Below are 23,581 nucleotides of genomic sequence, written 5' to 3' on the forward strand. Positions count from 1 at the left end.
AAAACGAAATTAGTGCAAACCTTGGATGAAGTTGGCTACTGCATTCAACTCTTCTTCGCTCAGGCGGTTGGCAATATCGGCCATGATGGCGTTTTTGCGTTGGCCGGATTGGTAAGCTTTCATTTGCTCGACAACGTAAGCTTTGTGTTGGCCGCCCAGACGAGGATAGGCTTGGATTTCAGTACCGCCGCCAGGGATACCTGCGCCGCTAGGACCGTGGCAAGACATACATGCCGGCAGTTTTTTAGCGCTCAGGCCGCCGCGATAGATTTTCGCACCCAGCTCTGGGTTTTCTTTAGGATTGGCTTCGCCCGGTTTGCCTTGTTGTTTGGCGTAGTAGGCGGCAGCGTCGCGGATGTCTTGTTCGGACAAGTTCATCACCATCGGTTTCATCACGCCGGCAGCACCGTGTGTACGGGTACCGTCTTTAATGGCCATGGTTTGACCGTAGGTGTAGGCCGCGGCCTGACCTGCCAGTTTAGGATAAGTTGCGATACCGCTGTTACCATCGGCTGCGTGACACGCCGCACAGATAGTAGTCGCTACCTGTTTGCCTTTTTCAGCATCTGCTTTAGGGGCAGCGGAAACCGCACCGGCAGCCAATACCAAGGCCAATAAAGTCAATCGTTTCATGGAGTGCTCCTGATTACAGCATTGCGTACCGCGTCAATGCCTTTTTTATACTCAAATACCGGGGAATTTTCCCGATTAAAACCGATAATTCTATAAACGTGCTATTCTATACCAAGTTTACATTAAATTACTACTCAAATTACCAAACTGCTGCAACATAAATGCCCGATACAAATTATGATGTTGCAGTTTTGTTTCCATGCAAGGAAATACTGATGAACCTTTTTCAAAACGCCAAATTCTTTACAACGGTCAACCATTTGAAAGACCTGCCCGACACGCCGGCCGAGATTGCCTTTGTCGGCCGAAGCAATGCCGGCAAATCCAGCGCCATCAATACCTTAACCAATCACGTGCGCCTTGCCTACGTTTCCAAAACACCGGGCCGCACCCAACACATCAATTTCTTTGAACTGGAAAACGGCAATTTCATGGTCGACTTGCCCGGCTACGGCTACGCGCAAGTACCGGAGGCCATCCGTGCGCACTGGGTCAAACTCTTGGGCGACTACCTGCAACAACGCCGCCAACTGATCGGCCTGATTTTGATTATGGACTCGCGCCATCCGCTCAAAGCTTTAGACATTCAAATGCTGGACTTTTTCCACATCACCGGCCGTCCTGTGCATATCCTGCTGTCAAAAGCAGACAAGCTGTCTAAAAACGACCAGATTAAAACTTTGGCGGCGGTAAAAAAATCACTCAAACCCTACACCGAGCGTCAAAAAATCAGCGTTCAACTGTTCTCCAGCCTGAAAAAACAAGGCATGGACGAAGTCAATCAAGTGGTCGGCTCATGGTTTGACGCGCATCGCGAAGAAATCGAGAATCTTGCAGGTGAAACATCGCCTGAGTGATTGTAAAACAAGGCGGAATAAGATAAGTTGACCAACCGCAAATCTTATTCCGTCATTTGTTTTCCACAATGCCGTTTTCTATCTCTTTTCCAAAGGGTATGTATGCACATGCCTTTTTTATTGCGCCTTTTATTTTCTTATCGCAAACTAAAAACAACGACGTATCAGTGAAAATTCTTAAAAAACATGGTTTTATTCAACCAAACCTTTTTCAGACGGACTTTGCCTCATCTTCACCATCAGTCCAACCAGCTTCTTTCAACTTCCGCTGTTGCGCGTCATAGCGTGCTTTTTCCACCCAATACATTGTCTGAATACAGGCATCGCCGCATTCGCTGCCACAACATTCCCACGATTCGGGACGGACAGGTTCGTCTAAAAGCGATTCGCCCAAGATGGCTTCGGCTTTATTCTTCAGGGTCGTATCCATCGGCAATTTCCAAGCGTGCGCCGTCAAATTCAATCACTTCGCCACCGCGTATTTTGGCGGTTTTACGGGTTTCGGTTTCGCCGTTGCGCAACACCAGCCCTTCGGCGATAAATGCTTTTGCCTGTCCGCCGCTTTCAGCTAGGCCGGCCAGTTTCAACAGATCGCATAAAGCGATGTATTCATTGTCTTCAAGATAGACTGTTGCTTCCATCATTTAATCCTTTTCAATAATGGCGATATTTTAACATGGCCGTCTGAAAGAAAGCCCCCTTCTGTTTTATTTGCTTTATCCAAACCCATTACATTTGGTTTTCAGACGGCCTTTAGCTGCCAACCCTGCTACAATACGCCTTTTATTGTTCACGCCGATTTTGCCATGACCGAGCCGACCTACATCCCCCTGCGCCTGCATACCGAATTCTCGATTACCGACGGTATGGTGCGGATTAAAAAACTGATTGCCAAAGCGCAGGAATACGGTTTGCCTGCTTTGGGCATCAGCGATTTGATGAACGAATTCGGCTTGGTGAAATTCTATAAAGCCTGCCGCGGTGCAGGGATTAAGCCCATCGGCGCAGCGGACGTGTGGATAGGCAATCCGAATGCGCCCGACAAGCCGTTTCGTGCCATGCTGATTATCCGCAACGATGCGGGCTATCTGCGCTTGAGCGAGCTTTTGACGGAGGCCTATGTCGGCAAAGACCGCAATATCCATCATGCAGAACTCAATCCCGAATGGCTGGAAAACGGCGACAACAGTGGCTTGATTTGTTTGAGCGGCGCGCATTACGGCGAAGTGGGCGTGAATCTGTTGAACGGCAATGAAGACGCGGCGCGTGCGGCGGCGTTGAAATATGCGGCGTGGTTCCCCGATGCGTTTTATTTAGAGCTGCAACGCCTGCCCGAACGCCCTGAATGGGAGGCTTGCGTTTCCGGCAGCGTGAAACTGGCAGAGGAATTGAGTTTGCCGGCGGTAGCGACGCATCCGACGCAGTTTATGAGCAGCGATGATTTCAATGCACATGAGGCAAGGGTATGCATCGCTGGCGGCTGGGTACTGACAGACAAAAAACGTCCGCGCGATTTCACGCCGAGCCAGTTTTTCATTCCACCGGAAACAATGGCCGAACGTTTCTCCGATTTACCTGAAGCCTTGGAAAACACGGTAGAAATTGCCAAACGCTGCAATCTGCACATCACATTGGGCAAAAACTTCCTGCCGCTATTCCCAACTCCAGACGGCCTGTCGCTGGATGATTATTTGGTGAAACTGTCCAACGAGGGTTTGCAGGAACGCATGGTTCAGCTTTATCCCGACGAGGCGGAGCGTGCGGCAAAAATGCCGGAATATCAGGAACGTTTGGATTTTGAGTTGAACATCATCATCCAGATGAAATTCCCCGGCTATTTCCTTATCGTACAAGACTTTATCAACTGGGCGAAAACGCACGGCTGTCCGGTCGGACCGGGACGCGGCTCGGGCGCAGGTTCGCTGGTGGCGTATTCATTGAAGATTACCGACCTTGATCCGCTGAAATACGCGCTGCTGTTCGAGCGTTTCTTAAACCCTGAACGCGTTTCCATGCCTGACTTCGACGTGGACTTCTGTCAGGCAAACCGCGGCCGCGTGATTGAATATGTGCGCGAGAAATACGGTGCGGAAGCGGTCAGCCAGATTGTCACCTTCGGCACGATGTCGTCCAAAGCAGTGATCCGCGACGTGGGACGCGTGCTGGAACTGCCGTTCATGCTGTGCGACAAACTGTCCAAGCTGATTCCGTTGGAAGCCAACAAACCCCTGAGTTTGGAAAAAGCCATGGAAGCCGAGCCGCAGATTCAGGAATTGATTGAAGCGGAAGAAGCGGACGAACTGATTACGCTGGCGAAAAAGCTGGAAGACCTGACGCGCGGTTTGGGTATGCACGCAGGCGGCGTGTTGATTGCGCCGGGCAAGATTTCCGATTACAGCCCCGTGTATCAGGCGGACGAATCCGCCTCGCCCGTATCCATGTACGACAAGGGCGACGTAGAAGACGTGGGTTTGGTGAAGTTCGACTTTTTGGGGCTGCGCAACCTGACCATTATCGAAATGGCGCAGAACAACATCAAAAACACCACCGGCGATATTGTCGATGTCGGCACAATCCCGCTCGACGACCAAGCCACCTACCAAATCTTCCGCGACGCGAACACCACCGCCGTCTTCCAGTTCGAGTCGACCGGCATGAAAAAAATGCTGAAAACGGCGCACACGACCAAGTTTGAAGAACTCATCGCCTTCGTATCGCTCTACCGCCCCGGCCCGATGGACAACATCCCCGACTTCGTCGCGCGCATGAAGGGACAGGAATTCCAATACATCCATCCACTGCTCGAAGGCATCCTTGCGCCGACCTACGGCATTATGGTGTATCAGGAACAAGTGATGCAGGCGGCGCAGATTATCGGCGGCTACTCGCTCGGCGGCGCGGACCTGCTGCGTCGCGCCATGGGTAAGAAAAAGCCCGAAGAAATGGTGAAACACCGAGAAATCTTCGCCGAAGGCGCGGCAAAACAAGGCATTTCGCGCGAAAAATCCGACGAAATCTTCAACTACATGGAAAAATTCGCCGGCTACGGTTTCAACAAATCCCACGCCGCCGCCTACGCCCTGATTTCCTACCAGACCGCATGGCTTAAAGCCCACTATCCCGCCGAATTCATGGCGGCGACCATGTCGTCTGAATTGGACAACACCGACCAGCTCAAGCATTTCTACGACGACTGCCGCGCCAACGGTATCGAGTTCCTGCCGCCCGACATCAACGAATCCGACTACCGCTTCACGCCGTATCCGAACATGAAAATCCGCTACGCACTCGGCGCGATTAAAGGCACGGGCGAAGCCGCCGTCGAATCCATCATCGCCGCGCGGCAAAGCGGCGGCAAATTTACCGGCCTCTTGGACTTCTGCGAGCGCGTCGGCAAAGAGCACATGAACCGCCGCACCCTCGAAGCCCTGATACGCGGCGGCGCGTTCGACAGTATCGAACCCAACCGCGCCATGCTCTTGGCGAACATCGACCTCGCCATGAACAACGCCGACCAAAAAGCCGCCAACGCCAATCAGGGCGGGCTGTTTGACATGATGGAAGACGCCATCGAACCGGTGCAGCTCATCGATGCACCCATGTGGAGCGAATCGGAAAAACTCGCCGAAGAAAAAACCGTCATTGGTTTTTACCTGTCCGGCCACCCCTTCGGCCCGTATGCGCAAGAAGTCCGCCAAATCGCCCCGACCAAATTAGGCCGTCTGAAACCGCAAGACAGCGTGCGCCTCGCCGGATTCGTGACCGCCGTGCGAACCATGATGGGCAAGCGCGGCAAAATCGCCTTCGTCAGCCTCGAAGATTTGAGCGGGCAGATTGAAATCATGGTCAGCGGACAGACGCTGGAAAACTGCGCCGACTACCTCAAATCCGACCAAGTGCTGATTATCGAATCCAAAGTCAGCCGCGACGACTACGGCGGCGGCGACGGACTGCGCATCATGGCAAACCAAGTCATGACCCTGCAAATGGCGCGCGAACGTTACGCCCGCAGCCTCAGTCTCGCCCTCGCCCCCGGCCACGACATCGAACGCCTCGCCGCTATCCTCACCGCCCACCGCCTACCCGACACGTCGCACATCCCGCTGCAACTGTCGTACAGCAACGGCAAAGCATCAGGCAAATTGAAAATTGCGCCAAAATGGATGGTAACGCCAAGCACCACCTTGTTTGACGAACTGGAAACATTGCTCGGCAGTAGGGCTGTTCGTGTGAATTGGTAAGACTAAAGGCCGTCTGAAACAGCGACGGAAAGCTGCTGCTTAAACTGCATCGCCAATAAGATGCAAAGCTGTACCTTTGTTTTTCAGACAACGTTTGATAAACAATTCAAAGACGTCGTCTGAAAACACAAAACAACACCGCATTACAACTAAATCATCACTCACCACATCATGAGCACATACCCCGAAGATCCTGACGGCTTCATCCTGTACGACGAAAGACCCGATCCCTTCGACAACCGCAGAGTCAACCGTACGCATTTTGCCGCAGTAAACCTGCCTATTTTGCTGGGCATAGGTGTAGTGTCCGCACTATTGCTATGGATAAACCAATCATGCTTGGATCAATGCAGCCTCAGCCGTCAGGTCGGAGGCTCCGTGTATGTCTTTGCTATCGCCTTTTACGGCCTACTGCACTATCAAAGCACTTGGCTTGAAAAGCGGTGCAATGATGCCGAAAAAGGGCATTATCCGGCGATATGGATGTTCAGAATCAGCATCGTACTTGCCGCCATCAGCCTGATATTTCCGGCATTTACATGGCCTATGGTAGCGGGCGGACTGCTTCAATTCGTCTACGGCATGATATTGCCGTCCAACCCTCTGCCCAATCTGATGGGTTACCCAAAAGCCAACTCAACAACCCTGCAAATCTGAAGGAAAGATAACCCACAACAAAGGGGAGCGACAATGCCGAAACAATGCCAAGCACCCAGTAAATACATTGATTCAGTACAGTTTTTGAGGAGGTAAGCCGCAGCAGTTTGAAATACAAGGAGAACCAGGTGGATGACAAGGCAATAATCAGTAAAAAGCTGACGAGGGAGAAGGAACCGGAGAAAGCGTATTCCAGCATTGTCCCTATCGCGGCATAAAGCATGCCTGCGCCTAGCGCCCATTTCCAGATGGGATAAAGCCTATCGGGGAAATTCAGTGTTCCGGAGGCTTGGAGCCTGCCGAATACCAATACAAATATGATGTCAAACATAATAATGGCTGTTTTAGTGTAGGGTACGACAATATATATGAAAAGGGGGTGAAAATACACCCCCTTTTCCTACAGATGCCCCATATCAAAGGCCGTCTGAAAAACAGTTTTATTTAACGATTTCAACCGGGCCGTGGTCGTCGCAGTGGTCGCCGTGTTGGTGATGCAAACGGCCGTTGACAATGTAGTCAACGTGATCACCGTGCGGTACGGCTTCGTGGCCGCAACCTTCGCCGTGAACGTGGCCGTGACAGGTGTCAACCGGATGGCAGCCGTCAGGATTGGTTTCATTGACGCTCAGGGCGTGTTCATCGTAGTGGCCGTTGTGTTCATGGTGCAGGTGGCCGTCGTGCAGATAATCGACGTGGTCTTCGTGTTTGATGGCAGTGTGGCCGCAGTTTGCGCCGTGGACGTGGTCATGATGTTCGTGGGTTTTACAGGTCATTTTTTCTCTCCTAATGTTCAGTGAATAGCAATCTTTCGCGATTGATTCTTTCATTTTATCTTTTTTTTGATACAAACGTAAAAAATTTTACAGTTATTAATATATTGTTACGATATATCATCTGTTGATATATAAGCCTATTTTATTTTTCAGACGGCCTTTCATCTATAATTCATTTATTTTCAGCGAGAACTTCAAACCCTTCCGGCAATGTAAAATATCGAATTTTTCAGCCGTAACAGGTAACATGGAAACAAAGGGATGGATTCTTCAAACAAACAGGTACTGCAATGGGAAAACAAGCCAGACTTTATATGGTTCGCAGCACGCAAGGTGCGCTTTATGATGTATTTTTCGAGCGCGGCGTGGCGGCGTTGGCCTGGCCCATGCTGGCCGAAGCGGCGGCCAAGGGTTTTGGCCGTGAGAAACTGACGGATATTTACCGTTCGGCCGTGCCGGATGTGAAATTGAGAACAGCGCAATCGGGTGCGGCTCAGATGTGGCGGTTTGCCAACGAGTTGGCCGATGGAGATGCCGTACTGACCTACTCGCCTGCCCTGCGCCGTTATCGGATCGGCAGGATTACAGGCGGCGCAGTACATTGTCCGCAATGGGACGATGAGAAAATGTCGCTGGTGCGGCCGGTTGAGTGGCTGGGCGAAGTATGTCGCGACGATTTGAGCGTGGCAGCACAACGGGCTTTGGGCAGTGTGGCAACTTTGTTTGCGGTATCGGAAGCGTGTGCGGCAGAAATTTTTGAACGCGTGGGTTTTCAGACGGCTTAAAAAGGGAAAGGAAACAGTATTATGTGGAACACCATACAGGAATGGCTAAACGCTTTGCCTGTCAGTGAAGAAATCATCAAATCGGCTTTGATGATTGTGGCCATCATTGCCGGGCGCAGCATTTTACTCTCGGCTCATTTTCGCAGCCATCCGGATTTAAGCATTGAAAACAAACGCCGTTCGCTGGTGGTCAGCCGCAACATCACCATGCTGCTGCTCTTGTTCGGGCTGGCGATGATTTGGGCGGCGCAGATTCAAACGTTGGCGTTGTCGATGTTTGCGGTAGCCGCAGCGATTGTGGTGGCAACCAAAGAATTGATTATGTGTTTGTCCGGCAGCATCCTGCGCTCGGTGACTAAACAATATTCCATCGGCGATTATATCGAAATCAACGGCCTGCGCGGACGGGTGGTCGATATCAATATGCTGAACACGCTGATGATGCAAATAGGCCCAAATCCGTTGGTTGGCCAGCTTTCCGGCAAAACGCTCTCGTTTCCCAACAGCTTACTTCTAAGCCACCCCGTGCGCCGCGACAATATTTTGGGCGATTATGTAATTCATACAGTGGAAATCCCCGTGCCGATTCATTTGGATTCGGACGAAATCATCGGCCGTCTGAAAGACGTTCTTGAGCCCTTGTGCGAGCCTTATGTCCCTGCCATCAAGCAGCATTTGGAAAACGTGCAAACCCAAAAGTTGTTTATCACGCCCGCCGCACAACCGCGTGTATCCCGCGTGCCACATGATGACAAGGTGTACAACATCATCGTGCGCTTTGCCTCGCCCGTGGCCAAACGCTTGGAAATCCAACAGGCGATTTTGGACGAATTCTTGCGCACGCAATGCCGATTAATCAATAAATTAAAATAGCCCAGTTTATATATACTATCAAATCCCTTACAATACCCAAATTCACAATCAACAATAAGGAAAACTCATGTTGCCCGAATCAGCCCTTGCCGAAATGTACCCTGTAATCATGACCCCCAGCCATGACGGCAAATATTTCCACAACTATACCCTCTCACTTCTAAACATCGTCCACACCAACGCCTCCCTCGGCCTGCCGCTTCAAGTGATGATGCAGCGCGGCGAAAGCCTGATTACGCGCGCGCGCAACAACTGCGTGGCCAGATTTTTGGAAAACAAAGAATGGACGCATTTATTTTGGATTGACTCCGACATCGGCTTCTCTCCCGATTCATTCTACCGCCTGCTTTTGGCCGACAAAGACGTTGTAGCCGGCGTTTATCCGCTCAAACGCGAGAATTGGCCTGAAGCAGGCCTTCCGGCCGGCATGACCCAAGCCGACTTCGAGCGCATGTACACTTCTTACACCGTCAACACCAACGACAAAAACGAAAACGGTGAAATCGTCCTGAAAGTGGATGAAGAAGGCTTCATGAAAGTTCATGACGCGCCAACCGGCTTCATGGTTATCAAACGTAGCGTATTTGAAAAAATGATAGAGGCCTACCCCGAGTTGAACTACGTCTCCGACAGCGACTACAGCCCGGAAAACAAAGGCCTGCACTACCGCTTCTTCGACTGCATGGTCGATCCTGAAAGCAAACGCTACCTGTCCGAAGACTACACCTTCTGCCACCTCTGGCGTCAAATCGGCGGCGAAGTGTACGTCGACGTACAATCCAACCTGACCCACCAAGGCGCAAAAGTGTATCGCGGCTCGTTTGCCGAATCCCTGCAAACCAATGTTGCCAATGCGGTTTATGCCCCAGAAGGCACCACCATGCGCCTCGAGCTGGCTGCGCCATTGCACGCCAATCCGCGCGGCGCAGAATAAGATTGGCCGACAGGCAGGCGGAATACTTTAATTCTGCCTGTCTGCCACCATATAACGCCTATCGTTTTCTTTTCAGACGGCCACAAGGCCGTCTGAATCCATCTTATTCAGGAGAAACCATATGAACGACAACGTCCTGCTCCACTTGGGCGAAGAACCCCGTTTCGACCAAATCAAAACCGAAGACATCAAACCCGCCCTGCAAACCGCCATCGCCGAAGCGCGCGAGCAAATCGCCGCCATCAAAGCGCAAACGCACACCGACTGGGCCAACACCGTCGAAAAACTAACCGACATTACCGAACGCGTCGGCCGCATTTGGAGCGTGGTTTCCCATCTCAACTCCGTGGTCGATACGCCCGAGCTGCGTGCCGTATACAACGAATTGATGCCTGAAATCACCATTTTCTTCACCGAAATCGGTCAAGACATCGAGTTGTACAACCGCTTCAAAATCATCAAAAATTCTGCCGAATTCAACACCCTCTCCCCTGCGCAGCAAACCAAGCTCAACCACGACTTGCGCGATTTCGTCCTCAGCGGTGCCGAATTACCGCCCGAACAGCAGGCAGAACTGGCGCAACTGCAAACCGAAGGCGCGCAACTGGGTGCCAAATTCGCACAAAACGTCCAAGACGCGACCGACGCTTTCGGCATTTACTTTGACGATGCCGCGCCGCTTGCCGGCATCCCCGAAGACTCCCTCGCCATGTTTGCCGCCGCCGCGCAAAGCGAAGGCAAAACAGGCTACAAAATCGGCCTGCAGATTCCGCACTACCTTGCCGTTATCCAATACGCCGACAACCGCGAACTGCGCGAACAAATCTACCGCGCCTATGTTACCCGTGCCAGCGAATTGTCTGACGAAGGCAAATTCGACAACACGGCCAACGTCGAACAAACGCTTGCAAACGCGTTGAAAACCGCCAAACTGCTTGGCTTCAAAACCTACGCCGAGCTGTCGCTGGCAACCAAAATGGCGGATACGCCCGAACAGGTTCTGAATTTCCTGCACGACCTTGCCCGCCGCGCCAAACCGTTTGCCGAAAAAGACTTTGCCGAAATCAAAGCCTTTGCACGCGAGAGCCTGAATATCGAAGATCCGCAATCTTGGGATTTGAGCTACGCCGCCGAAAAACTGCGCCAAGCCAAATATGCCTTCAGCGAAACCGAAGTGAAAAAATACTTCCCTATCAGCAAAGTATTGGCTGGCCTATTTGCCCAAATCAAAAAACTCTACGGCATCGAGCTGGCTGAAAAAACCGTCCCCGTTTGGCACAAAGACGTGCGCTATTTCGAGCTGAAGCAAGACGGCCAAACCATCGGCGGCGTTTACATGGACTTGTACGCACGCGAAGGCAAACGCGGCGGCGCATGGATGGACGGCTATAAAAGTCGCCGCCGTTTTGCCGACGGTACGCTGCAACTGCCGACCGCCTACCTCGTCTGCAACTTCACCCCTCCGGTCGGCGACAAAGAGGCGCGTTTGAGCCACGACGAAATCATCACCCTCTTCCATGAAACCGGCCACGGCCTGCACCACTTGTTGACCCAAGTTGACGAAGTGGGCGTATCCGGCATCAACGGCGTCGAATGGGACGCGGTCGAACTGCCTAGCCAATTCATGGAAAACTTCGTTTGGGAATACGACGTATTGGCACAAATGTCCTCGCACGAAGAAACCGGCGCGGTATTGCCGAAAGAGCTGTTCGACAAAATGCACGCGGCCAAAAACTTCCAACGCGGTATGTTCCTCGTCCGTCAAATGGAATTTGCCCTCTTCGACATGGAAATCTACCATCAGGAAGATGAAGGCCGTCTGAAAGAATGGCCGCAAATCTTGGACAAAGTGCGTCAAGAAGTCGCCGTTACCCAGCCGCCGGCATACAACCGCTTTGCCTTGAGCTTCAGCCACATCTTCGCCGGCGGCTACGCCGCAGGCTATTACAGCTACGCATGGGCGGAAGTTTTGAGTGCAGACGCTTACGCCGCTTTTGAAGAAAGCGACGACGTTGCCGAAACCGGCCGCCGCTTCTGGAAAGAAATACTGGCAGTCGGCGGTTCGCGCAGCGCAGCCGAATCCTTCAAAGCCTTCCGCGGCCGCGAACCAAGCCTGGATGCCCTGCTCCGCCACAGCGGTTTCGACAACGCAGCTTAACTGGAAGATTGACGTAATAAAAAGGCCGTCTGAAAATTTTTCAGACGGCCTTTATCGAAACCAATAAATATTGTTTTGTTAGCATTGAGAGGGAGATGTTAGAAATGACAGAATACATAGCACCTAAGTTTAAGAAAGGGGCTTTTAATTGCCCGCACTGCGGAGCATTTGCTCATATGAAATGGTTGTCTAGAGACGATCTTGTTTATTTCCAAGCTACTTGTGCTTATTGCTCAAAATATAGCCTTTGGAGAGTAACCCAAACAGCGACTGATCATGATCATTTTACTTTTCCGACTGAAGGCGAAATGCTCTACCCAAATTGCGGATCTGCTCCACTTCCAATCAAAGATATGCCCGAAGATGTCAAAAATGACTACGAAGAAGCCGCCCGAATTTTCATCCAATCGCCCAGAGGAGCAGCGGCATTATTGCGGTTGGGCTTGCAAAAATTGTGTATTCATTTGGGAGAAGAAGGGAAAAATATCAATGCCGACATCAGGTCACTAGTAAACAAAGGTGTATTCTCAGGTCAAGTCATCCAAGTTGCCGATACTTTGCGGATTACCGGCAATAATGCCGTTCATCCAGGTCAAATTTCAGATGTAGATTTTGATAGGGCTGCTGCCAAAATGTTCGACTTAATTAATTTCATTGTGAAGAAAGCGATTACCGAACCGAAAGAACTAGATGAGCTTTATCAGCTGATGCCCGAAAATGCAAGAAACGCCGCAGAAGCGCAAGATAAAAAGAATTCCAAACCTTGAACATAATCTTATTCTATCAAGGATTAGTTAAGAGATAGTTCTTTTATTTCCAAAGACAGACAAGCCACTCATAAAAACAGGGCATGTTCCCCATGCCCTATCATTTGAATTTCAGACGGCCTTTCGGTTGTCAAAACTGATTAGGAACAATGAGTAAGCCCTGTCCCTAACAAGACTTCGAGAAAAACAGAAGTCCGCATTTCAAACCCTATCTCCCCCTGCTCAACGCTAAATTTAGTTTTTGCCCTTTTTATCGCCGGCATCCAAGCGCATATTGATAAATTCCATCATCAAATCTTTTTTCGTCCAGAAAAAGGTTTTCATTTTTTCCAAAGAATAGATTTTCCGAATCATCGCCGGCAATCCTGCATGAACGATGGCCGCGACTTCGCCATTGGTTGTTTCATTGTCCATGGCGGCTTTGAGGTTTAGATTGCGCGTATTCAGGTAGTTGCTAAGCTCTTTCCTGACGCTGTTGCTGATTTCAAATTGTTTCATGTTTTCCGTCCATAATGTTTTTATAATTAAATAGCATAGGATTCTAACAAGTTTTTTGCATCGTGCATATCTCAACTTGCATATTGTTGCGAAATTTACAATTTGGTTTTTGGGTAAAATCATGCCTGCAACACATTGTTGCGGCGCACTAAATCGGATTGTTTTGACTATTTTGTTTTGGCTCGGGCCGTATTGCGGATAAAATAATGGTTTTAGGTTTTGAGGCCGTCTGAAATGTATTTGTGGTTTAAGCTGCTGCATGTGTTTTTTGTAATTTCTTGGTTTGCCGGACTGTTTTATCTGCCGCGGATTTATGTGAATCTGGCGCAATTAGAGCCCGGCAGCGTGGAATATGTACGGCTGACGGATATGTCGCGGCGGCTGTACCGCTTTATGTCGCCTTTGGGCTGGGGAACGCTGATATTCGGCGCGGCCATCGGGTTTGTAAACAATTGGTGGGGCAACGGCTGGCTGGCGGTTAAATTATTGTGCGGCTTGCTGCTCTTGGCTTACCAGCTTTATTGCGGTCTGCTGCTGCGCCGTTTTCAAAATGGCAGCAATGTGTATTCGCACCGCTGGTATCGGGTATTCAACGAACTCCCCGTATTGATGATGGTGGCCGCGCTTTATATGGTGGTTTTCAAGCCGTTTTAATCTTCAGACGGCCTGTTTGGTAAATAAGGAAAAAATTCATGACGGTCGAAATCGAACGCCGCTTTTTGCTGGCGGATGACAGTTGGCGCGAAGCCGCAAGCGAGCCGCTGGTGTTGCAACAGGGCTATTTGAGCGTGGAAAAAGAGCGCACCATCCGCGTGCGGATTATCGATTCGCAAGCATGGCTGACCCTGAAAGGCTATATTTCCGACATGACGCGCAGCGAGTTTGAATACGAAATCCCGCTGGCGCACGCGCAAGCGATGATGGCGGATATGTGCCCGTTTAAAATGGAAAAATACCGCTATCGTGTCGAATTTGAAGGCTTTGTGTATGAAATCGACGAATATTTCGGCGACAATGCGCCCTTGATTGTGGCGGAAATCGAATTGCCGTCTGAAGATACTGAGTTTCCCAAACCGTCTTGGCTGGGCAAGGAAATCACGGCAGACGGAAAATTCACCAATGCGTATTTAAGCAAACATCCGTATTCGTCTTGGACGGAATAAGGGCGACAACCTCTCTACACATACAAAAAAGGCATGTATCGCATATGCCTTTTTTCTTTTCAGACAGCCTGATTTGCCTTACCGATATTTGTATCGAGCTGCTTTTGACATACTGTTTCAAATATCGGGCAAGCCCGTGTGTTTTATCCGTGTAACCTTACGCCGGACGGCAGGCCACCATGTAGTTGACCTCGGTCGAGTCGCACAAGGAATAACGGCCGCTCAACAAATTGTAGGTCATGCCCTTGCTGCCGACGGTATCCAATCCGGCTTGGCGGCACATACGCGCGAGTTCTGCCGGCGTGATGAATTTTTTCCAGTCGTGCGTGCCTTTGGGGACGAATTTCAACAGATATTCCGCACCGACAATCAGATGCAGATAAGATTTGGGATTGCGGTTGATGGTGGAGAAAAACACCATGCCGTCGGGTTTGACCAGTTTCGCACAGGCTTGAACGATGGCGGCTGGATCGGGAACGTGTTCCATCATTTCCATACACGTTACCACGTCGAAGCTGTGCGGCTGCTCGGCGGCGAGGTCTTCAACGCGGATGCAGCGGTAATCGATATTGGCAACGTGTTGGCTGGCCGCATGGGCAGCGGCGGTTTGCAGGGATTTTTCCGCCATATCGATGCCGGTCACGTGTTCTGCGCCGCGTTTGGCCATGCTTTCCGACAAAATACCGCCGCCGCAGCCTACATCCAACACGCGTTTGCCTGCCAATCCGGCATAGCCGTCGATATAGTCGAGGCGCAAGGGGTTGATGTCATGCAGGGGCTTGAATTCGCCGTTTTTATCCCACCATTTGTCGGCGATTTGGCTGAACTTGGCGATTTCGCCGGCATCTACGTTGTCGTGTTGATTGCTCATGGTTTGCTCCTGCATAAAATAATTCGCCTGATTTTAGCCGATTGCGCTTCAAAATAAAATGTTTCAGACGGCCTTTGCCTGTTTATCGGCCCTATTTCAACTTTCATCCGCCCGCCCATAAAAAACGCACCTTGTTGCAAGGTGCGTTTCAATCGGTACGATTTAGAATTTAGCGCCGGATTCGTTGGCCATGTAGTCAACTGCGGCTTTCACTTCATCATCGCTCAAGCTGCCGTTGCCGCCTTTGGCAGGCATGGCTTGGAAGCCTTCGAGGGCATGTTTGTGCAAGGTGTCTTTGCCTTGTTTAATGCGAGGCGCCCAGTCTTCTTTTTTGCCTACGGCAGGAGCGCCGGGAATCAAGCCGCTGTGACATGCTTTACAGTTCGCTTCATAAACAGCTTTGCCGTCCACTTTGGCGGATTCTGCAGGTTTGGCTTCAGCAGCAGGCGCTTCAGTTTTTTCTTCAGGCTTGGCGGCTTCTTCAGGTTTAGCGGCTTCCTCTGCTTTGCTGGCGGCAGCTTCAACCTTATCGGCAGCTTCTTGAGCGGCAGACGCAGTCGCATCGGCAGCAGAAGCAACTTCGTTTTTAACTTCAGATGCAACGGCTTGAGCAGCCTCTTGAGTCTCCTGTTTAGCCTCTTGGGAACAAGCTGTCAAACCAGCCATCATCATTACGGCAATCAGTAATTTGTTCATGTTCGGTCTTTCCTTAGTTTTAGTTTAAATCACTGTTTTATATAAACAGCTTAAAAATTCTAGCATAGAAACTAATACTTTCGACCTACACTATAATAAATATTGGTATAAATCAGATTTTGTCTCAAAAACAGGAAAAATATATTGACACCACCTCTCTACTCGGATAGAAGTTCACCCCATTTGTCATGAAGCGCGATAACTTTCATTTTATTGTTCAAGCAGTTACTCATTTTATTTTCAAAGTTTCCTTTAGAATTCAACTTTTACCGACTTCTCCATTAGTAGCGTCAACCTGAAAGCCATCCCCATCCCAAAAAGGCCGTCTGAATCCCAATCAGGTTTCAGACGGCCTTTTTGAATCATGTTAATAAACATTTGCCGCTTGGCCATGCAAAAGACACCGGCAGGCCTACTTGTTTATAGAGTTTTTCATATCCCGACTACAATTTAATTCAGTCCCGCCATTAGTCTTTTGCCAATGTTTCAGCTTCAGCCCACAATCCCCGCTTCTGCTCTGCCGTCAATTTCTTAATGCCGATTTCCTGTTTCAGCGCTTCACTCTTGTTCAGGCCGTCTAAAACGATGCGCATCTCGACAGGCTTGTTCAAACGCGTGTATTTCGCGCCTTTTCCTGACAAGTGCGCCGCAAATCGCTCTTGCGGACGGTTGCTGATGCCGCAATAAAACGCGCCGTTTTCGCACAAAATCAGGTAAACGCTCCAATTTTCCGCGTTCATAAATCCCCTTCCTTGGCAAAACTCTCGGTAAAAATGCGCACGGCAACCTCGGTTTTGGCAGACTGCACACGATAAGGCGTTACCAAATAAAGGCTGACCGGCGGCAATGTCCATTCAGGCAAAACCGCTTTCAGACGGCCTTGTGCAATTTTCTCCTTCACTTCGCCGCCCACTTGCAAAGACAAACCGAAACCGCTTTCGGTCAGGCTACACACGGCGGCAAGATGCGTACAGGCAATGCTGTCGGCGACGTCGAGGAAATAGCTTTCTTCACCATTTTGCAAGGTCGTGCGGACAGGTAAAAAATGCAGCCAGCGGTGTGCATGAAGCTGCGATGGATGGGTAATGGGCGGATGCCGGTCGAGATAATCGGGCGCGGCGCAAATGATGTACGGCCAAGTCACGAGATGGCGCGCAACCAAGTTGGGATCATCCAAAGCCCGGTCGCCGCCGCGTATGGCGATGTCGGTCTGATTGTGTTGCAGGTCGTCCAAAGTATCGCTGAAATTGAGGATGGGACGGATTTTAGGGAACTCGGTTTGCAATCGCGAAAACGCCGTCTGAAAAGCGCGGGATTCAATGACCGTAGAAGTCAGGGAAATACGCAATTCGCCGACGGGTTCGGTTTTCAGATTGTCAATAACGGTACGCGTATCGGCAAGCGTGGCGGCGAGGCGGCGGCAGTATTCGCCCAATGCGCGGCCGGCATCAGTAGGCGCAAGGCTGCGCGTGCTGCGATTTAACAGCTTGATGCCGTGCAGGGTTTCAAGGCGGTTGATGTGCTGGCTGACCGCCGACGGCGTCATGCACAGCGCGGCCGCAGCGGCGTTCATGCTGCCGTGTTCGAGGACGGCGGCGAAAACAAGCAGGGGTTTGATGTCTTGCATTCTGTTTCGATTGTTTAGCTCAACTTCACAATAATAACAGTAAATCAGGGATTATCAAACGTTTCAGACGGCCTTACAATGCACTCATCAAATCAATCACACTCCACTAAGGAGTCAAACATGAAAATCGCAGTTATCGGTTCAACAGGTTATGTCGGCAACGCAGTCGTTCAAGAATTGGCAGGTCGCGGTCATGAAGTAACTGCTTTCGCCCGCAATACGGACAAAGTTTTCCAAGCGCAAAATGTTGCCGCTGTCTCCGCAGATGTCAACGCGGCAGATTTTGCCGACAAACTGGCCGGTTTTGATGCCGTAGTCAGCGCCTTCAACCCGGGTTGGAACAATCCCAACATCGGCGCGGATTTCACACGCGGCGCAAACAATATTGTCGAAGCGGCAAAAGCAGCGCAAGTGCCATATCTCTTAATCGTCGGCGGCGCAGGCAGCCTGTATGTGGCACCCGGTTTGCAACTTATCGATACGCCTGACTTCCCGAAAGAAATTTTCGACGGCGCCAATGCCGCACGCCATCTTTTGGCAGAACTCCTGCCGCGCCGCGACGTGAACTGGTCTTTCGTTTCCCCTCCGGCACGACTGGGTGTTACCGGCGGTTTCAGCGAAGACAAAACCGGCAAATACCGCTTGGGCAAAGACGATTTGCTGATGGACGGTGAAATTCCGGCAGGCATCAGCGTGGCAGATTTGGCAGTCGCCATCGCCGACGATGTGGAAAACAAAGCGCATTTGTTTGAACGCTTTACCGTCGCCGCTGTTTAATCGTCTTAATTTAAAGGCCGTCTGAAACCCAAAGTTTCAGACGGCCTTTTGCTATAATACGCACATTAAATTTATCTATACGCGAGTTCTCATGTCCGCAACCCAACCCACCATCGCCGCCATCGCTACCGCACCCGGACGCGGCGGCGTCGGCGTGATCCGTCTTTCCGGCAAAAACCTGCTGCCTTTGGCGCAAACCCTCAGCGGCGGCAAAACGCCCAAACCGCGCACCGCGCTTTACACTGACTTTCTCGGCGGCGACGGGCAGCCGATAGACAACGGCATCCTGCTCTACTTCGCCGCCCCCGCCAGCTTCACCGGCGAAGACGTGATTGAATTGCAGGGACACGGCGGCCCAGTCGTGATGGACATGCTGCTCTCGCGCTGCCTCGAACTGGGTGCGCGCATGGCGGAGCCGGGCGAATTTACCAAACGCGCCTTCCTCAACAACAAACTCGACCTTGCCCAAGCCGAAAGCGTCGCCGACCTCATCGACGCCTCCAGCAAGTCCGCCGCGCGCATGGCGTTGCGCTCGCTCAAAGGCGCGTTTTCCCAACACATACACGAGCTGGTGGACGACCTTATTACTTTGCGGATGCTGGTCGAAGCCACGCTGGACTTTCCCGAAGAAGACATCGACTTTCTCGAAGCCGCCGACGCGCGCGGCAAGCTCCAAGCCCTGCAAGGCCGTCTGAAAACCGTCCTCGCCAGTGCGGAACAAGGCGCAATTTTGCGCGAAGGCATGAACGTCGTCCTCGTTGGTGCGCCCAACGTCGGCAAATCCAGCCTGCTCAACGCCTTGGCGGGCGACGACATCGCCATCGTAACCGACATCGCCGGTACCACCCGCGACACCGTACGCGAACAAATCACCCTCGACGGCGTGCCCGTCCACATTATCGACACCGCCGGCCTGCGCGAAACCGACGACGTGGTCGAACAAATCGGCATCGAACGCAGCCGCAAAGCCGTCTCCGAAGCCGATGTCACCCTGATTCTGATTGACCCGCGCGAAGGCGTGAACGCCAAAACCCAAGCCATTTTGAACAGCCTGCCCGAAGGTTTGAAAAAAATCGAAATCCACAACAAAGCCGACCTGACCGGCGAACCCGTCGTCGTCCGTTCAGACAGCCTCGCGCAAACCGGTGCGGACACCGTCATCAGCCTGTCCGCCAAAACCGGCGCGGGTCTCGATTTGCTCAAACACGCGCTGTTGCAGGAAGTCGGCTGGCAGGGCGAAAGCGAAAGCCTGTTCCTCGCCCGCAGCCGCCACCTCAACGCCCTGCACGAAGCCGAAGCCGAGCTGGAAAATGCCGCCCTCTGCAACAACAACCAAATCGAGCTTTTCGCCGAACACCTGCGCCTCGCCCAAAACGCCTGCAGCGAAATCACCGGCGAATTCACCGCCGACGATTTACTGGGCGTGATTTTCTCGCGCTTCTGTATCGGCAAATAAAACGGTTTGCCATCAAATACAAAGGCCGTCTGAATGTTCAGACGGCCTTTTTTATCACCAAAACAAGCTTAATTTCACTTGCGTTTATTTATTGGCAGCTTCTGCCATATTTTTTGCGATTTTGGTTGCACCAACTGTCAAACCGGACATGCCGATCAAAGAAGCCGCGGCCAATTTGATTAATGTTTTCATTTTAACTCTTTTCTGTGTATTTAAGGGTGTGTTGTGTATTTTTATTTGTCGGCATCAGCCATATTGTGGGCGATATTGGTTGCGCCAACAGTCAGGCCGGACATACCGATTAAAGAGGCTGCTGCCAGTTTGATTAAAGTTTTCATTGTTTATCTCACTTTCTTGTTTGTCGGCCGAAAAACGGCCTAAGTTGCGTTTTCTGAAGTATTGTAATCAATTCGTTTATAATTGAATTATTTGTGTACTACCGTTTCAATATTATAGGCGACGCCGAGGGCGGAGGCCGGTATCCCCGACATGCCGATTAAATAAGCGGCGGCAAGCGTTATTAAATGTGCCATTTTAAGTAGTCCTTTTTCATAGATACAAAATGTTATTTAACAACATACACATTTTTTTCGCCGGCATCTACGCTGCCGACAGGACGAATCATACCGTGTTAATCGTTAATTAATACAACTTTTTCGTAAAGATAAAATACTAAAAACATACATAATAAAGATTTTAGTTAATTTATATTTTTTTTTGAAAATGACACCGATGTCTTTTTCAATGACACCGATGTCTTAATTACATACACACTACAAACGTATCTTGCTGCGTCCATAAAATCCCTCCTTTTTTTGTTGCAAAATTGCACTCTAAATTAAATATTATTTTAAATTCAAAATGTTATAAACCTATCTTTTTCGCAAACCAAAGCTTTGATTAGTCAAAATCAATATCTTTGATAGCTTCTTTTAAAGAAAATACGCGTTTCTAGCGCATATCCGACCATAAAATGCGCTGCAAATATATGATATAGTGAAACATTCTGCGTATTGACTATTTCCAGCATGAACAACACCCTAATCCTGACCGGCGCGGCCGCATTTTTTATCGGCGCGCTGTTTGCTTGGCTGATAACACGCTACCAAGCCCAAAGCCGACACTTTATTGTTTTGCAAGAATTGGCCGAAAGCCGCCGCCTGCATGAGTTTGCCGAACAGGTGCAGGCTCAAACTGCGGCGGATTTGGCGCAAAGCCGCCATACCGTGCAGGAATTGCAAGACGAATTGCAGGAAACGGGCAACCGCTTTGCCGCAGCCGAAAAACAGATTGCCTATCTGCAAGATTGCGAGGCCGAAGCCGAAGCTTTAAAACACGAATGTGCAAAATGGCAGCAAAGCGCGCAAAACCTGCAAATCAACAACGAACGCCTAAACACGCAGCTGGTTCAAGAACAGGCATTGAGTGCGGATAAAAATACGCTTTTGCAACAACAGGAAACGGAAAAAGGCCGTCTGAAACAAGACTACGACACGCTGTTGGAGCAAAACCATGCGCTGCAAGTCCAAAACGAACGCCTCTCCACACAACTGACCCAAGAAAAAGCCAATATCGATGACAAAAACAGCCTTTTACAGCAACAGGAAGCCGAAAAAGGCCGTCTGAAACAAGAATACGCCACCCTTTTGGAGCAAAACCACGCGCTTCAAGTCCAAAACGAGCGCCTCAACACCCAATCGGAAAAAGACCGTCAGGCTGCCGAAGAAAAGCTGGCCCTGCTGGCAGATGCGCGTAAAAACCTGAGCGACCAGTTCCAAAACCTCGCCAACACTATTCTGGAAGAGAAAAGCCGCCGCTTTACCGAACAAAACCACGACCATCTCCAGCAACTGCTCAATCCGCTCAACGAACGCATACACGGCTTCAGCGAGCTGGTTCAGCAGACTTATGAAAAAGAAGCCAAAGAACGCCTGACCATTGAAAACGAGCTCAAACGCCTGCAAACGCTCAACACCCAGCTCCACCACGATGCCAAAGCACTGACCACCGCACTGACCGGCACGCAAAACAAAACCCAAGGCAACTGGGGCGAGATGATTTTGGAAAGCGTATTGGAAAACTCCGGCCTGCAAAAAGGCCGCGAATACATCGTTCAAGCTTCCAGCGTCCGCCACGAAGCAGACGGTACCCAACGCCGCCTCCAGCCCGACGTCCTCATCAATCTGCCCGACAACAAACAAATCGTCATCGACTCCAAAGTATCGCTGACTGCCTACGTCCGCTATACGCAAAGCACCGGCGCAGAAGCAGAACGCGAGCTTGCCAACCACGTCGCCAGTATCCGCGCCCACATCAAAAGCTTGGCTGCGAAGGATTACACCGACCTTGAGGGCGTCAAAACGTTGGACTTCGTCTTTATGTTCGTTCCTGTCGAACCGGCCTACCTCCTCGCCCTGCAACACGATCCAAACCTCTTCCAAGAGTGTTTCGACAAACGCATCATGCTGACCGGCCCCAGTACCCTGCTCGCTACCCTGCGCACCGTTGCCAACATCTGGCGCAATGAGCAGCAAAACCAAAACGCGCTGGCCATTGCCGAGGCAGGCAGCAAACTTTATGACAAATTTGTCGGCTTTGTCGAAAGCATGGACGGCATTAATAAAGCGCTTGGTCAGGCACAATCCCAGTTTCAGACGGCCTATGGCCGCTTGGTTTCCGGCAGGGGCAACCTCATCAGCAGCACCGAAAAACTGCGCAAATTGGGCATCAAAGCCGGTAAACAGCTGCAACGGGATTTATTAGAAAAAGCCGTATCAGAAAACGAAGATCACGCCACCTTACCGACCGCACAAGACCAAGAAAATGCCTGACAAAATTTAAGACATTGCAAATAAAGGGAATTTAACCAATGAGCAACATCACTATCGTCCTTGCCGCCGATACCGGCTATGCCGAGCAGGTTCATACCCTGATGAAATCCATCTGTACCCACAACACAAATGTCGATTTCTACCTCATGCACAATACCTTCAGGCGGGAATGGATCGACTATACCAACCAAAAGCTCGCGGCCAGCGGCAACCGCCTGAATGATGTCAAAATCGAAGTCGATTTCAGCCAATATCGCCGCTTGTCCCATATTTCAGATGCCGCATTTTTCCGCCTGATGATGCAACATCTACCTGTCGACCGCGCCCTGTATCTTGACAGCGATATGGTGGTTACCCAATCCTTACACGATTTGTTCAACCTCGATATGCGCGGCTATCCCGTTGCGGCGGTACAAGATTCCTTTTTTGCCCGTACCGAATGGAATCACCCGACCGGCCTGCACACCACGCCCTATTTCAATTCAGGCATGCTGTTGGCCGACTTGGCGCAATGGCGGGAACACAATATCGCGGCGCAACTGCTGAAAACCGCTGCCTGCCTCAACGAAGCCGTACCCTATGGCGACCAATGCTTTCTAAACACCGTATTTCAAAAAAACTGGCTGCAATTAGAAGAATCTTGGAACTTCCAAACCGGCGCAGTCGAATACTTCCAAAAACGAAACCTCAACGAAGTATTCCCCAAACCCGACACCGTCCCACCCGTTATCCACTACACCACACGCGCCAAACCGTGGTTGTGCGATTACGGCGAGATTCCTTTTATCGAAATCTATTGGCAATACTATTGCGCCGACTGGCCGAAAGCATAATTTCAGACAGGGATTTTCGTTCCTTTCAATTATCTTTAAACAACCCATCATCAAAAACAAAAGGCCGTCTGAAACAATTTCAGACGGCCTTTAAGCCATAAAAAACAGGCAGAACATTCTGCCTGTTTTGTGTTCAAACCCGACCGTA

General features: G+C 50.7%; 23 protein-coding genes. 14 read left to right on the forward strand and 9 right to left on the reverse strand.

Annotated elements, in window-relative coordinates:
* Positions 1-9: 9 nt before the first annotated feature.
* Entirely contained in the window at positions 10-633 is a 624-nt protein-coding gene (locus HMPREF2700_RS08505; RefSeq protein WP_003684518.1) for a c-type cytochrome, read from the reverse strand.
* A gap of 215 nt (positions 634-848) precedes the next feature.
* Between HMPREF2700_RS08505 and yihA the strand changes: the two genes are divergently transcribed.
* Positions 849-1,490, forward strand: a complete 642-nt coding sequence (yihA, locus tag HMPREF2700_RS08510) for a ribosome biogenesis GTP-binding protein YihA/YsxC (RefSeq protein WP_049336942.1) — start codon at positions 849-851, stop codon at positions 1,488-1,490.
* A gap of 211 nt (positions 1,491-1,701) precedes the next feature.
* On the opposite strand, the gene HMPREF2700_RS08515 is transcribed toward yihA, so the two are convergent.
* Positions 1,702-1,920, reverse strand: a complete 219-nt coding sequence (locus HMPREF2700_RS08515; RefSeq protein ID WP_070591533.1) for a hypothetical protein — start codon at positions 1,918-1,920, stop codon at positions 1,702-1,704.
* Complete coding sequence (locus HMPREF2700_RS08520) at positions 1,898-2,131, reverse strand: RNA-binding S4 domain-containing protein (RefSeq protein ID WP_002221492.1); 234 nt, start codon at positions 2,129-2,131, stop codon at positions 1,898-1,900. The genes HMPREF2700_RS08515 and HMPREF2700_RS08520 overlap by 23 nt, the downstream gene beginning before the upstream one ends.
* A 165-nt stretch (positions 2,132-2,296) precedes the next feature.
* Between HMPREF2700_RS08520 and dnaE the strand changes: the two genes are divergently transcribed.
* On the forward strand, positions 2,297-5,731 hold the full coding sequence (gene dnaE / locus HMPREF2700_RS08525; protein ID WP_070591534.1) for a DNA polymerase III subunit alpha: 3,435 nt from the start codon (positions 2,297-2,299) through the stop codon (positions 5,729-5,731).
* Between the two features lie 171 nt (positions 5,732-5,902).
* Positions 5,903-6,388: a cytosine permease gene (locus HMPREF2700_RS08530; protein ID WP_070591535.1), complete on the forward strand. Its 486-nt coding sequence runs from the start codon at positions 5,903-5,905 to the stop codon at positions 6,386-6,388.
* A gap of 440 nt (positions 6,389-6,828) precedes the next feature.
* Here the strand turns inward: HMPREF2700_RS08530 and HMPREF2700_RS08535 are convergent, their stop codons facing one another.
* Positions 6,829-7,164 (reverse strand): hypothetical protein, encoded by a 336-nt coding sequence (locus HMPREF2700_RS08535; protein WP_063076601.1) that lies wholly within the window; start codon positions 7,162-7,164, stop codon positions 6,829-6,831.
* A 290-nt stretch (positions 7,165-7,454) separates the two neighbouring features.
* Between HMPREF2700_RS08535 and HMPREF2700_RS08540 the strand changes: the two genes are divergently transcribed.
* The 5 genes from HMPREF2700_RS08540 to HMPREF2700_RS08560 all read left to right on the forward strand — a co-directional run bounded on the left by HMPREF2700_RS08540 (position 7,455) and on the right by HMPREF2700_RS08560 (position 12,681).
* Entirely contained in the window at positions 7,455-7,949 is a 495-nt protein-coding gene (locus tag HMPREF2700_RS08540) for a restriction endonuclease (RefSeq protein WP_070591536.1), read from the forward strand.
* A gap of 21 nt (positions 7,950-7,970) precedes the next feature.
* On the forward strand, positions 7,971-8,822 hold the full coding sequence (locus HMPREF2700_RS08545) for a mechanosensitive ion channel family protein (protein ID WP_070591537.1): 852 nt from the start codon (positions 7,971-7,973) through the stop codon (positions 8,820-8,822).
* A gap of 67 nt (positions 8,823-8,889) precedes the next feature.
* On the forward strand, positions 8,890-9,756 hold the full coding sequence (locus HMPREF2700_RS08550; RefSeq protein WP_070591539.1) for a trafficking protein particle complex subunit: 867 nt from the start codon (positions 8,890-8,892) through the stop codon (positions 9,754-9,756).
* Positions 9,757-9,877: 121 nt separating this feature from the next.
* Positions 9,878-11,914, forward strand: a complete 2,037-nt coding sequence (locus HMPREF2700_RS08555) for a M3 family metallopeptidase (protein ID WP_070591541.1) — start codon at positions 9,878-9,880, stop codon at positions 11,912-11,914.
* 95 nt (positions 11,915-12,009) lie between these two features.
* Positions 12,010-12,681 carry a DUF4145 domain-containing protein gene (locus tag HMPREF2700_RS08560; protein WP_283129700.1) on the forward strand — a complete coding sequence of 224 codons (672 nt, stop codon included), beginning with the start codon at positions 12,010-12,012 and terminating at the stop codon, positions 12,679-12,681.
* 234 nt (positions 12,682-12,915) lie between these two features.
* On the opposite strand, the gene HMPREF2700_RS08565 is transcribed toward HMPREF2700_RS08560, so the two are convergent.
* Complete coding sequence (locus HMPREF2700_RS08565) at positions 12,916-13,179, reverse strand: hypothetical protein (protein ID WP_070584656.1); 264 nt, start codon at positions 13,177-13,179, stop codon at positions 12,916-12,918.
* Between the two features lie 234 nt (positions 13,180-13,413).
* Between HMPREF2700_RS08565 and HMPREF2700_RS08570 the strand changes: the two genes are divergently transcribed.
* On the forward strand, positions 13,414-13,833 hold the full coding sequence (locus tag HMPREF2700_RS08570; RefSeq protein ID WP_003681587.1) for a CopD family protein: 420 nt from the start codon (positions 13,414-13,416) through the stop codon (positions 13,831-13,833).
* A 38-nt stretch (positions 13,834-13,871) separates the two neighbouring features.
* Positions 13,872-14,342, forward strand: coding sequence for a CYTH domain-containing protein (locus tag HMPREF2700_RS08575; protein WP_070591544.1), 471 nt, complete (start codon positions 13,872-13,874; stop codon positions 14,340-14,342).
* Positions 14,343-14,499: 157 nt separating this feature from the next.
* Here HMPREF2700_RS08575 and ubiG read toward each other — a convergent pair whose 3' ends face one another.
* The 4 genes from ubiG to HMPREF2700_RS08595 all read right to left on the reverse strand — a co-directional run bounded on the left by ubiG (position 14,500) and on the right by HMPREF2700_RS08595 (position 17,536).
* Complete coding sequence (gene ubiG / locus HMPREF2700_RS08580; protein ID WP_003749057.1) at positions 14,500-15,213, reverse strand: bifunctional 2-polyprenyl-6-hydroxyphenol methylase/3-demethylubiquinol 3-O-methyltransferase UbiG; 714 nt, start codon at positions 15,211-15,213, stop codon at positions 14,500-14,502.
* A gap of 162 nt (positions 15,214-15,375) precedes the next feature.
* Positions 15,376-15,909 carry a c-type cytochrome gene (locus HMPREF2700_RS08585; protein WP_070591545.1) on the reverse strand — a complete coding sequence of 178 codons (534 nt, stop codon included), beginning with the start codon at positions 15,907-15,909 and terminating at the stop codon, positions 15,376-15,378.
* Positions 15,910-16,376: 467 nt separating this feature from the next.
* The gene (locus HMPREF2700_RS08590; protein ID WP_070591547.1) at positions 16,377-16,649 is read right to left on the reverse strand and encodes a GIY-YIG nuclease family protein; all 273 of its coding nucleotides are present in this window, start codon (positions 16,647-16,649) and stop codon (positions 16,377-16,379) included.
* Positions 16,646-17,536 carry a LysR family transcriptional regulator gene (locus HMPREF2700_RS08595; protein ID WP_070591548.1) on the reverse strand — a complete coding sequence of 297 codons (891 nt, stop codon included), beginning with the start codon at positions 17,534-17,536 and terminating at the stop codon, positions 16,646-16,648. Before HMPREF2700_RS08595 ends, HMPREF2700_RS08590 begins: the two co-directional genes overlap by 4 nt.
* 120 nt (positions 17,537-17,656) lie before the next feature.
* Between HMPREF2700_RS08595 and HMPREF2700_RS08600 the strand changes: the two genes are divergently transcribed.
* The 4 genes from HMPREF2700_RS08600 (at position 17,657) to HMPREF2700_RS08615 (ending at position 23,433) form a co-directional block, all read left to right on the forward strand.
* Positions 17,657-18,313 (forward strand): NAD(P)-dependent oxidoreductase, encoded by a 657-nt coding sequence (locus HMPREF2700_RS08600; RefSeq protein WP_070591549.1) that lies wholly within the window; start codon positions 17,657-17,659, stop codon positions 18,311-18,313.
* A 91-nt stretch (positions 18,314-18,404) separates the two neighbouring features.
* On the forward strand, positions 18,405-19,769 hold the full coding sequence (gene mnmE, locus HMPREF2700_RS08605) for a tRNA uridine-5-carboxymethylaminomethyl(34) synthesis GTPase MnmE (protein WP_070591551.1): 1,365 nt from the start codon (positions 18,405-18,407) through the stop codon (positions 19,767-19,769).
* A gap of 1,028 nt (positions 19,770-20,797) precedes the next feature.
* Entirely contained in the window at positions 20,798-22,600 is a 1,803-nt protein-coding gene (gene rmuC / locus HMPREF2700_RS08610) for a DNA recombination protein RmuC (protein ID WP_070591552.1), read from the forward strand.
* 38 nt (positions 22,601-22,638) lie between these two features.
* Entirely contained in the window at positions 22,639-23,433 is a 795-nt protein-coding gene (locus HMPREF2700_RS08615) for a glycosyltransferase family 8 protein (protein ID WP_070591554.1), read from the forward strand.
* Positions 23,434-23,581: the final 148 nt, after the last annotated feature.

Source organism: Neisseria sp. HMSC068C04, assembly GCF_001810105.1.
Taxonomy (GTDB): Bacteria; Pseudomonadota; Gammaproteobacteria; order Burkholderiales; family Neisseriaceae; genus Neisseria; species Neisseria flavescens_B.

What these genes read in the sequence shown, in the direction of transcription:
- HMPREF2700_RS08520 (WP_002221492.1), bottom strand. Translation starts at nt 2,131, where the DNA reads ATGGAAGCAACAGTCTATCTTGAAGACAATGAATACATCGCTTTATGC.
- HMPREF2700_RS08575 (WP_070591544.1), top strand. Translation starts at nt 13,872, where the DNA reads ATGACGGTCGAAATCGAACGCCGCTTTTTGCTGGCGGATGACAGTTGG.
- HMPREF2700_RS08565 (WP_070584656.1), bottom strand. Translation starts at nt 13,179, where the DNA reads ATGAAACAATTTGAAATCAGCAACAGCGTCAGGAAAGAGCTTAGCAAC.
- rmuC (WP_070591552.1), top strand. Translation starts at nt 20,798, where the DNA reads ATGAACAACACCCTAATCCTGACCGGCGCGGCCGCATTTTTTATCGGC.
- dnaE (WP_070591534.1), top strand. Translation starts at nt 2,297, where the DNA reads ATGACCGAGCCGACCTACATCCCCCTGCGCCTGCATACCGAATTCTCG.
- HMPREF2700_RS08530 (WP_070591535.1), top strand. Translation starts at nt 5,903, where the DNA reads ATGAGCACATACCCCGAAGATCCTGACGGCTTCATCCTGTACGACGAA.
- HMPREF2700_RS08585 (WP_070591545.1), bottom strand. Translation starts at nt 15,909, where the DNA reads ATGAACAAATTACTGATTGCCGTAATGATGATGGCTGGTTTGACAGCT.
- HMPREF2700_RS08560 (WP_283129700.1), top strand. Translation starts at nt 12,010, where the DNA reads ATGTTAGAAATGACAGAATACATAGCACCTAAGTTTAAGAAAGGGGCT.
- mnmE (WP_070591551.1), top strand. Translation starts at nt 18,405, where the DNA reads ATGTCCGCAACCCAACCCACCATCGCCGCCATCGCTACCGCACCCGGA.
- HMPREF2700_RS08535 (WP_063076601.1), bottom strand. Translation starts at nt 7,164, where the DNA reads ATGACCTGTAAAACCCACGAACATCATGACCACGTCCACGGCGCAAAC.
- yihA (WP_049336942.1), top strand. Translation starts at nt 849, where the DNA reads ATGAACCTTTTTCAAAACGCCAAATTCTTTACAACGGTCAACCATTTG.
- HMPREF2700_RS08590 (WP_070591547.1), bottom strand. Translation starts at nt 16,649, where the DNA reads ATGAACGCGGAAAATTGGAGCGTTTACCTGATTTTGTGCGAAAACGGC.
- HMPREF2700_RS08505 (WP_003684518.1), bottom strand. Translation starts at nt 633, where the DNA reads ATGAAACGATTGACTTTATTGGCCTTGGTATTGGCTGCCGGTGCGGTT.
- HMPREF2700_RS08515 (WP_070591533.1), bottom strand. Translation starts at nt 1,920, where the DNA reads ATGGATACGACCCTGAAGAATAAAGCCGAAGCCATCTTGGGCGAATCG.
- HMPREF2700_RS08550 (WP_070591539.1), top strand. Translation starts at nt 8,890, where the DNA reads ATGTTGCCCGAATCAGCCCTTGCCGAAATGTACCCTGTAATCATGACC.
- HMPREF2700_RS08545 (WP_070591537.1), top strand. Translation starts at nt 7,971, where the DNA reads ATGTGGAACACCATACAGGAATGGCTAAACGCTTTGCCTGTCAGTGAA.
- HMPREF2700_RS08615 (WP_070591554.1), top strand. Translation starts at nt 22,639, where the DNA reads ATGAGCAACATCACTATCGTCCTTGCCGCCGATACCGGCTATGCCGAG.
- ubiG (WP_003749057.1), bottom strand. Translation starts at nt 15,213, where the DNA reads ATGAGCAATCAACACGACAACGTAGATGCCGGCGAAATCGCCAAGTTC.
- HMPREF2700_RS08570 (WP_003681587.1), top strand. Translation starts at nt 13,414, where the DNA reads ATGTATTTGTGGTTTAAGCTGCTGCATGTGTTTTTTGTAATTTCTTGG.
- HMPREF2700_RS08555 (WP_070591541.1), top strand. Translation starts at nt 9,878, where the DNA reads ATGAACGACAACGTCCTGCTCCACTTGGGCGAAGAACCCCGTTTCGAC.
- HMPREF2700_RS08600 (WP_070591549.1), top strand. Translation starts at nt 17,657, where the DNA reads ATGAAAATCGCAGTTATCGGTTCAACAGGTTATGTCGGCAACGCAGTC.
- HMPREF2700_RS08540 (WP_070591536.1), top strand. Translation starts at nt 7,455, where the DNA reads ATGGGAAAACAAGCCAGACTTTATATGGTTCGCAGCACGCAAGGTGCG.
- HMPREF2700_RS08595 (WP_070591548.1), bottom strand. Translation starts at nt 17,536, where the DNA reads ATGCAAGACATCAAACCCCTGCTTGTTTTCGCCGCCGTCCTCGAACAC.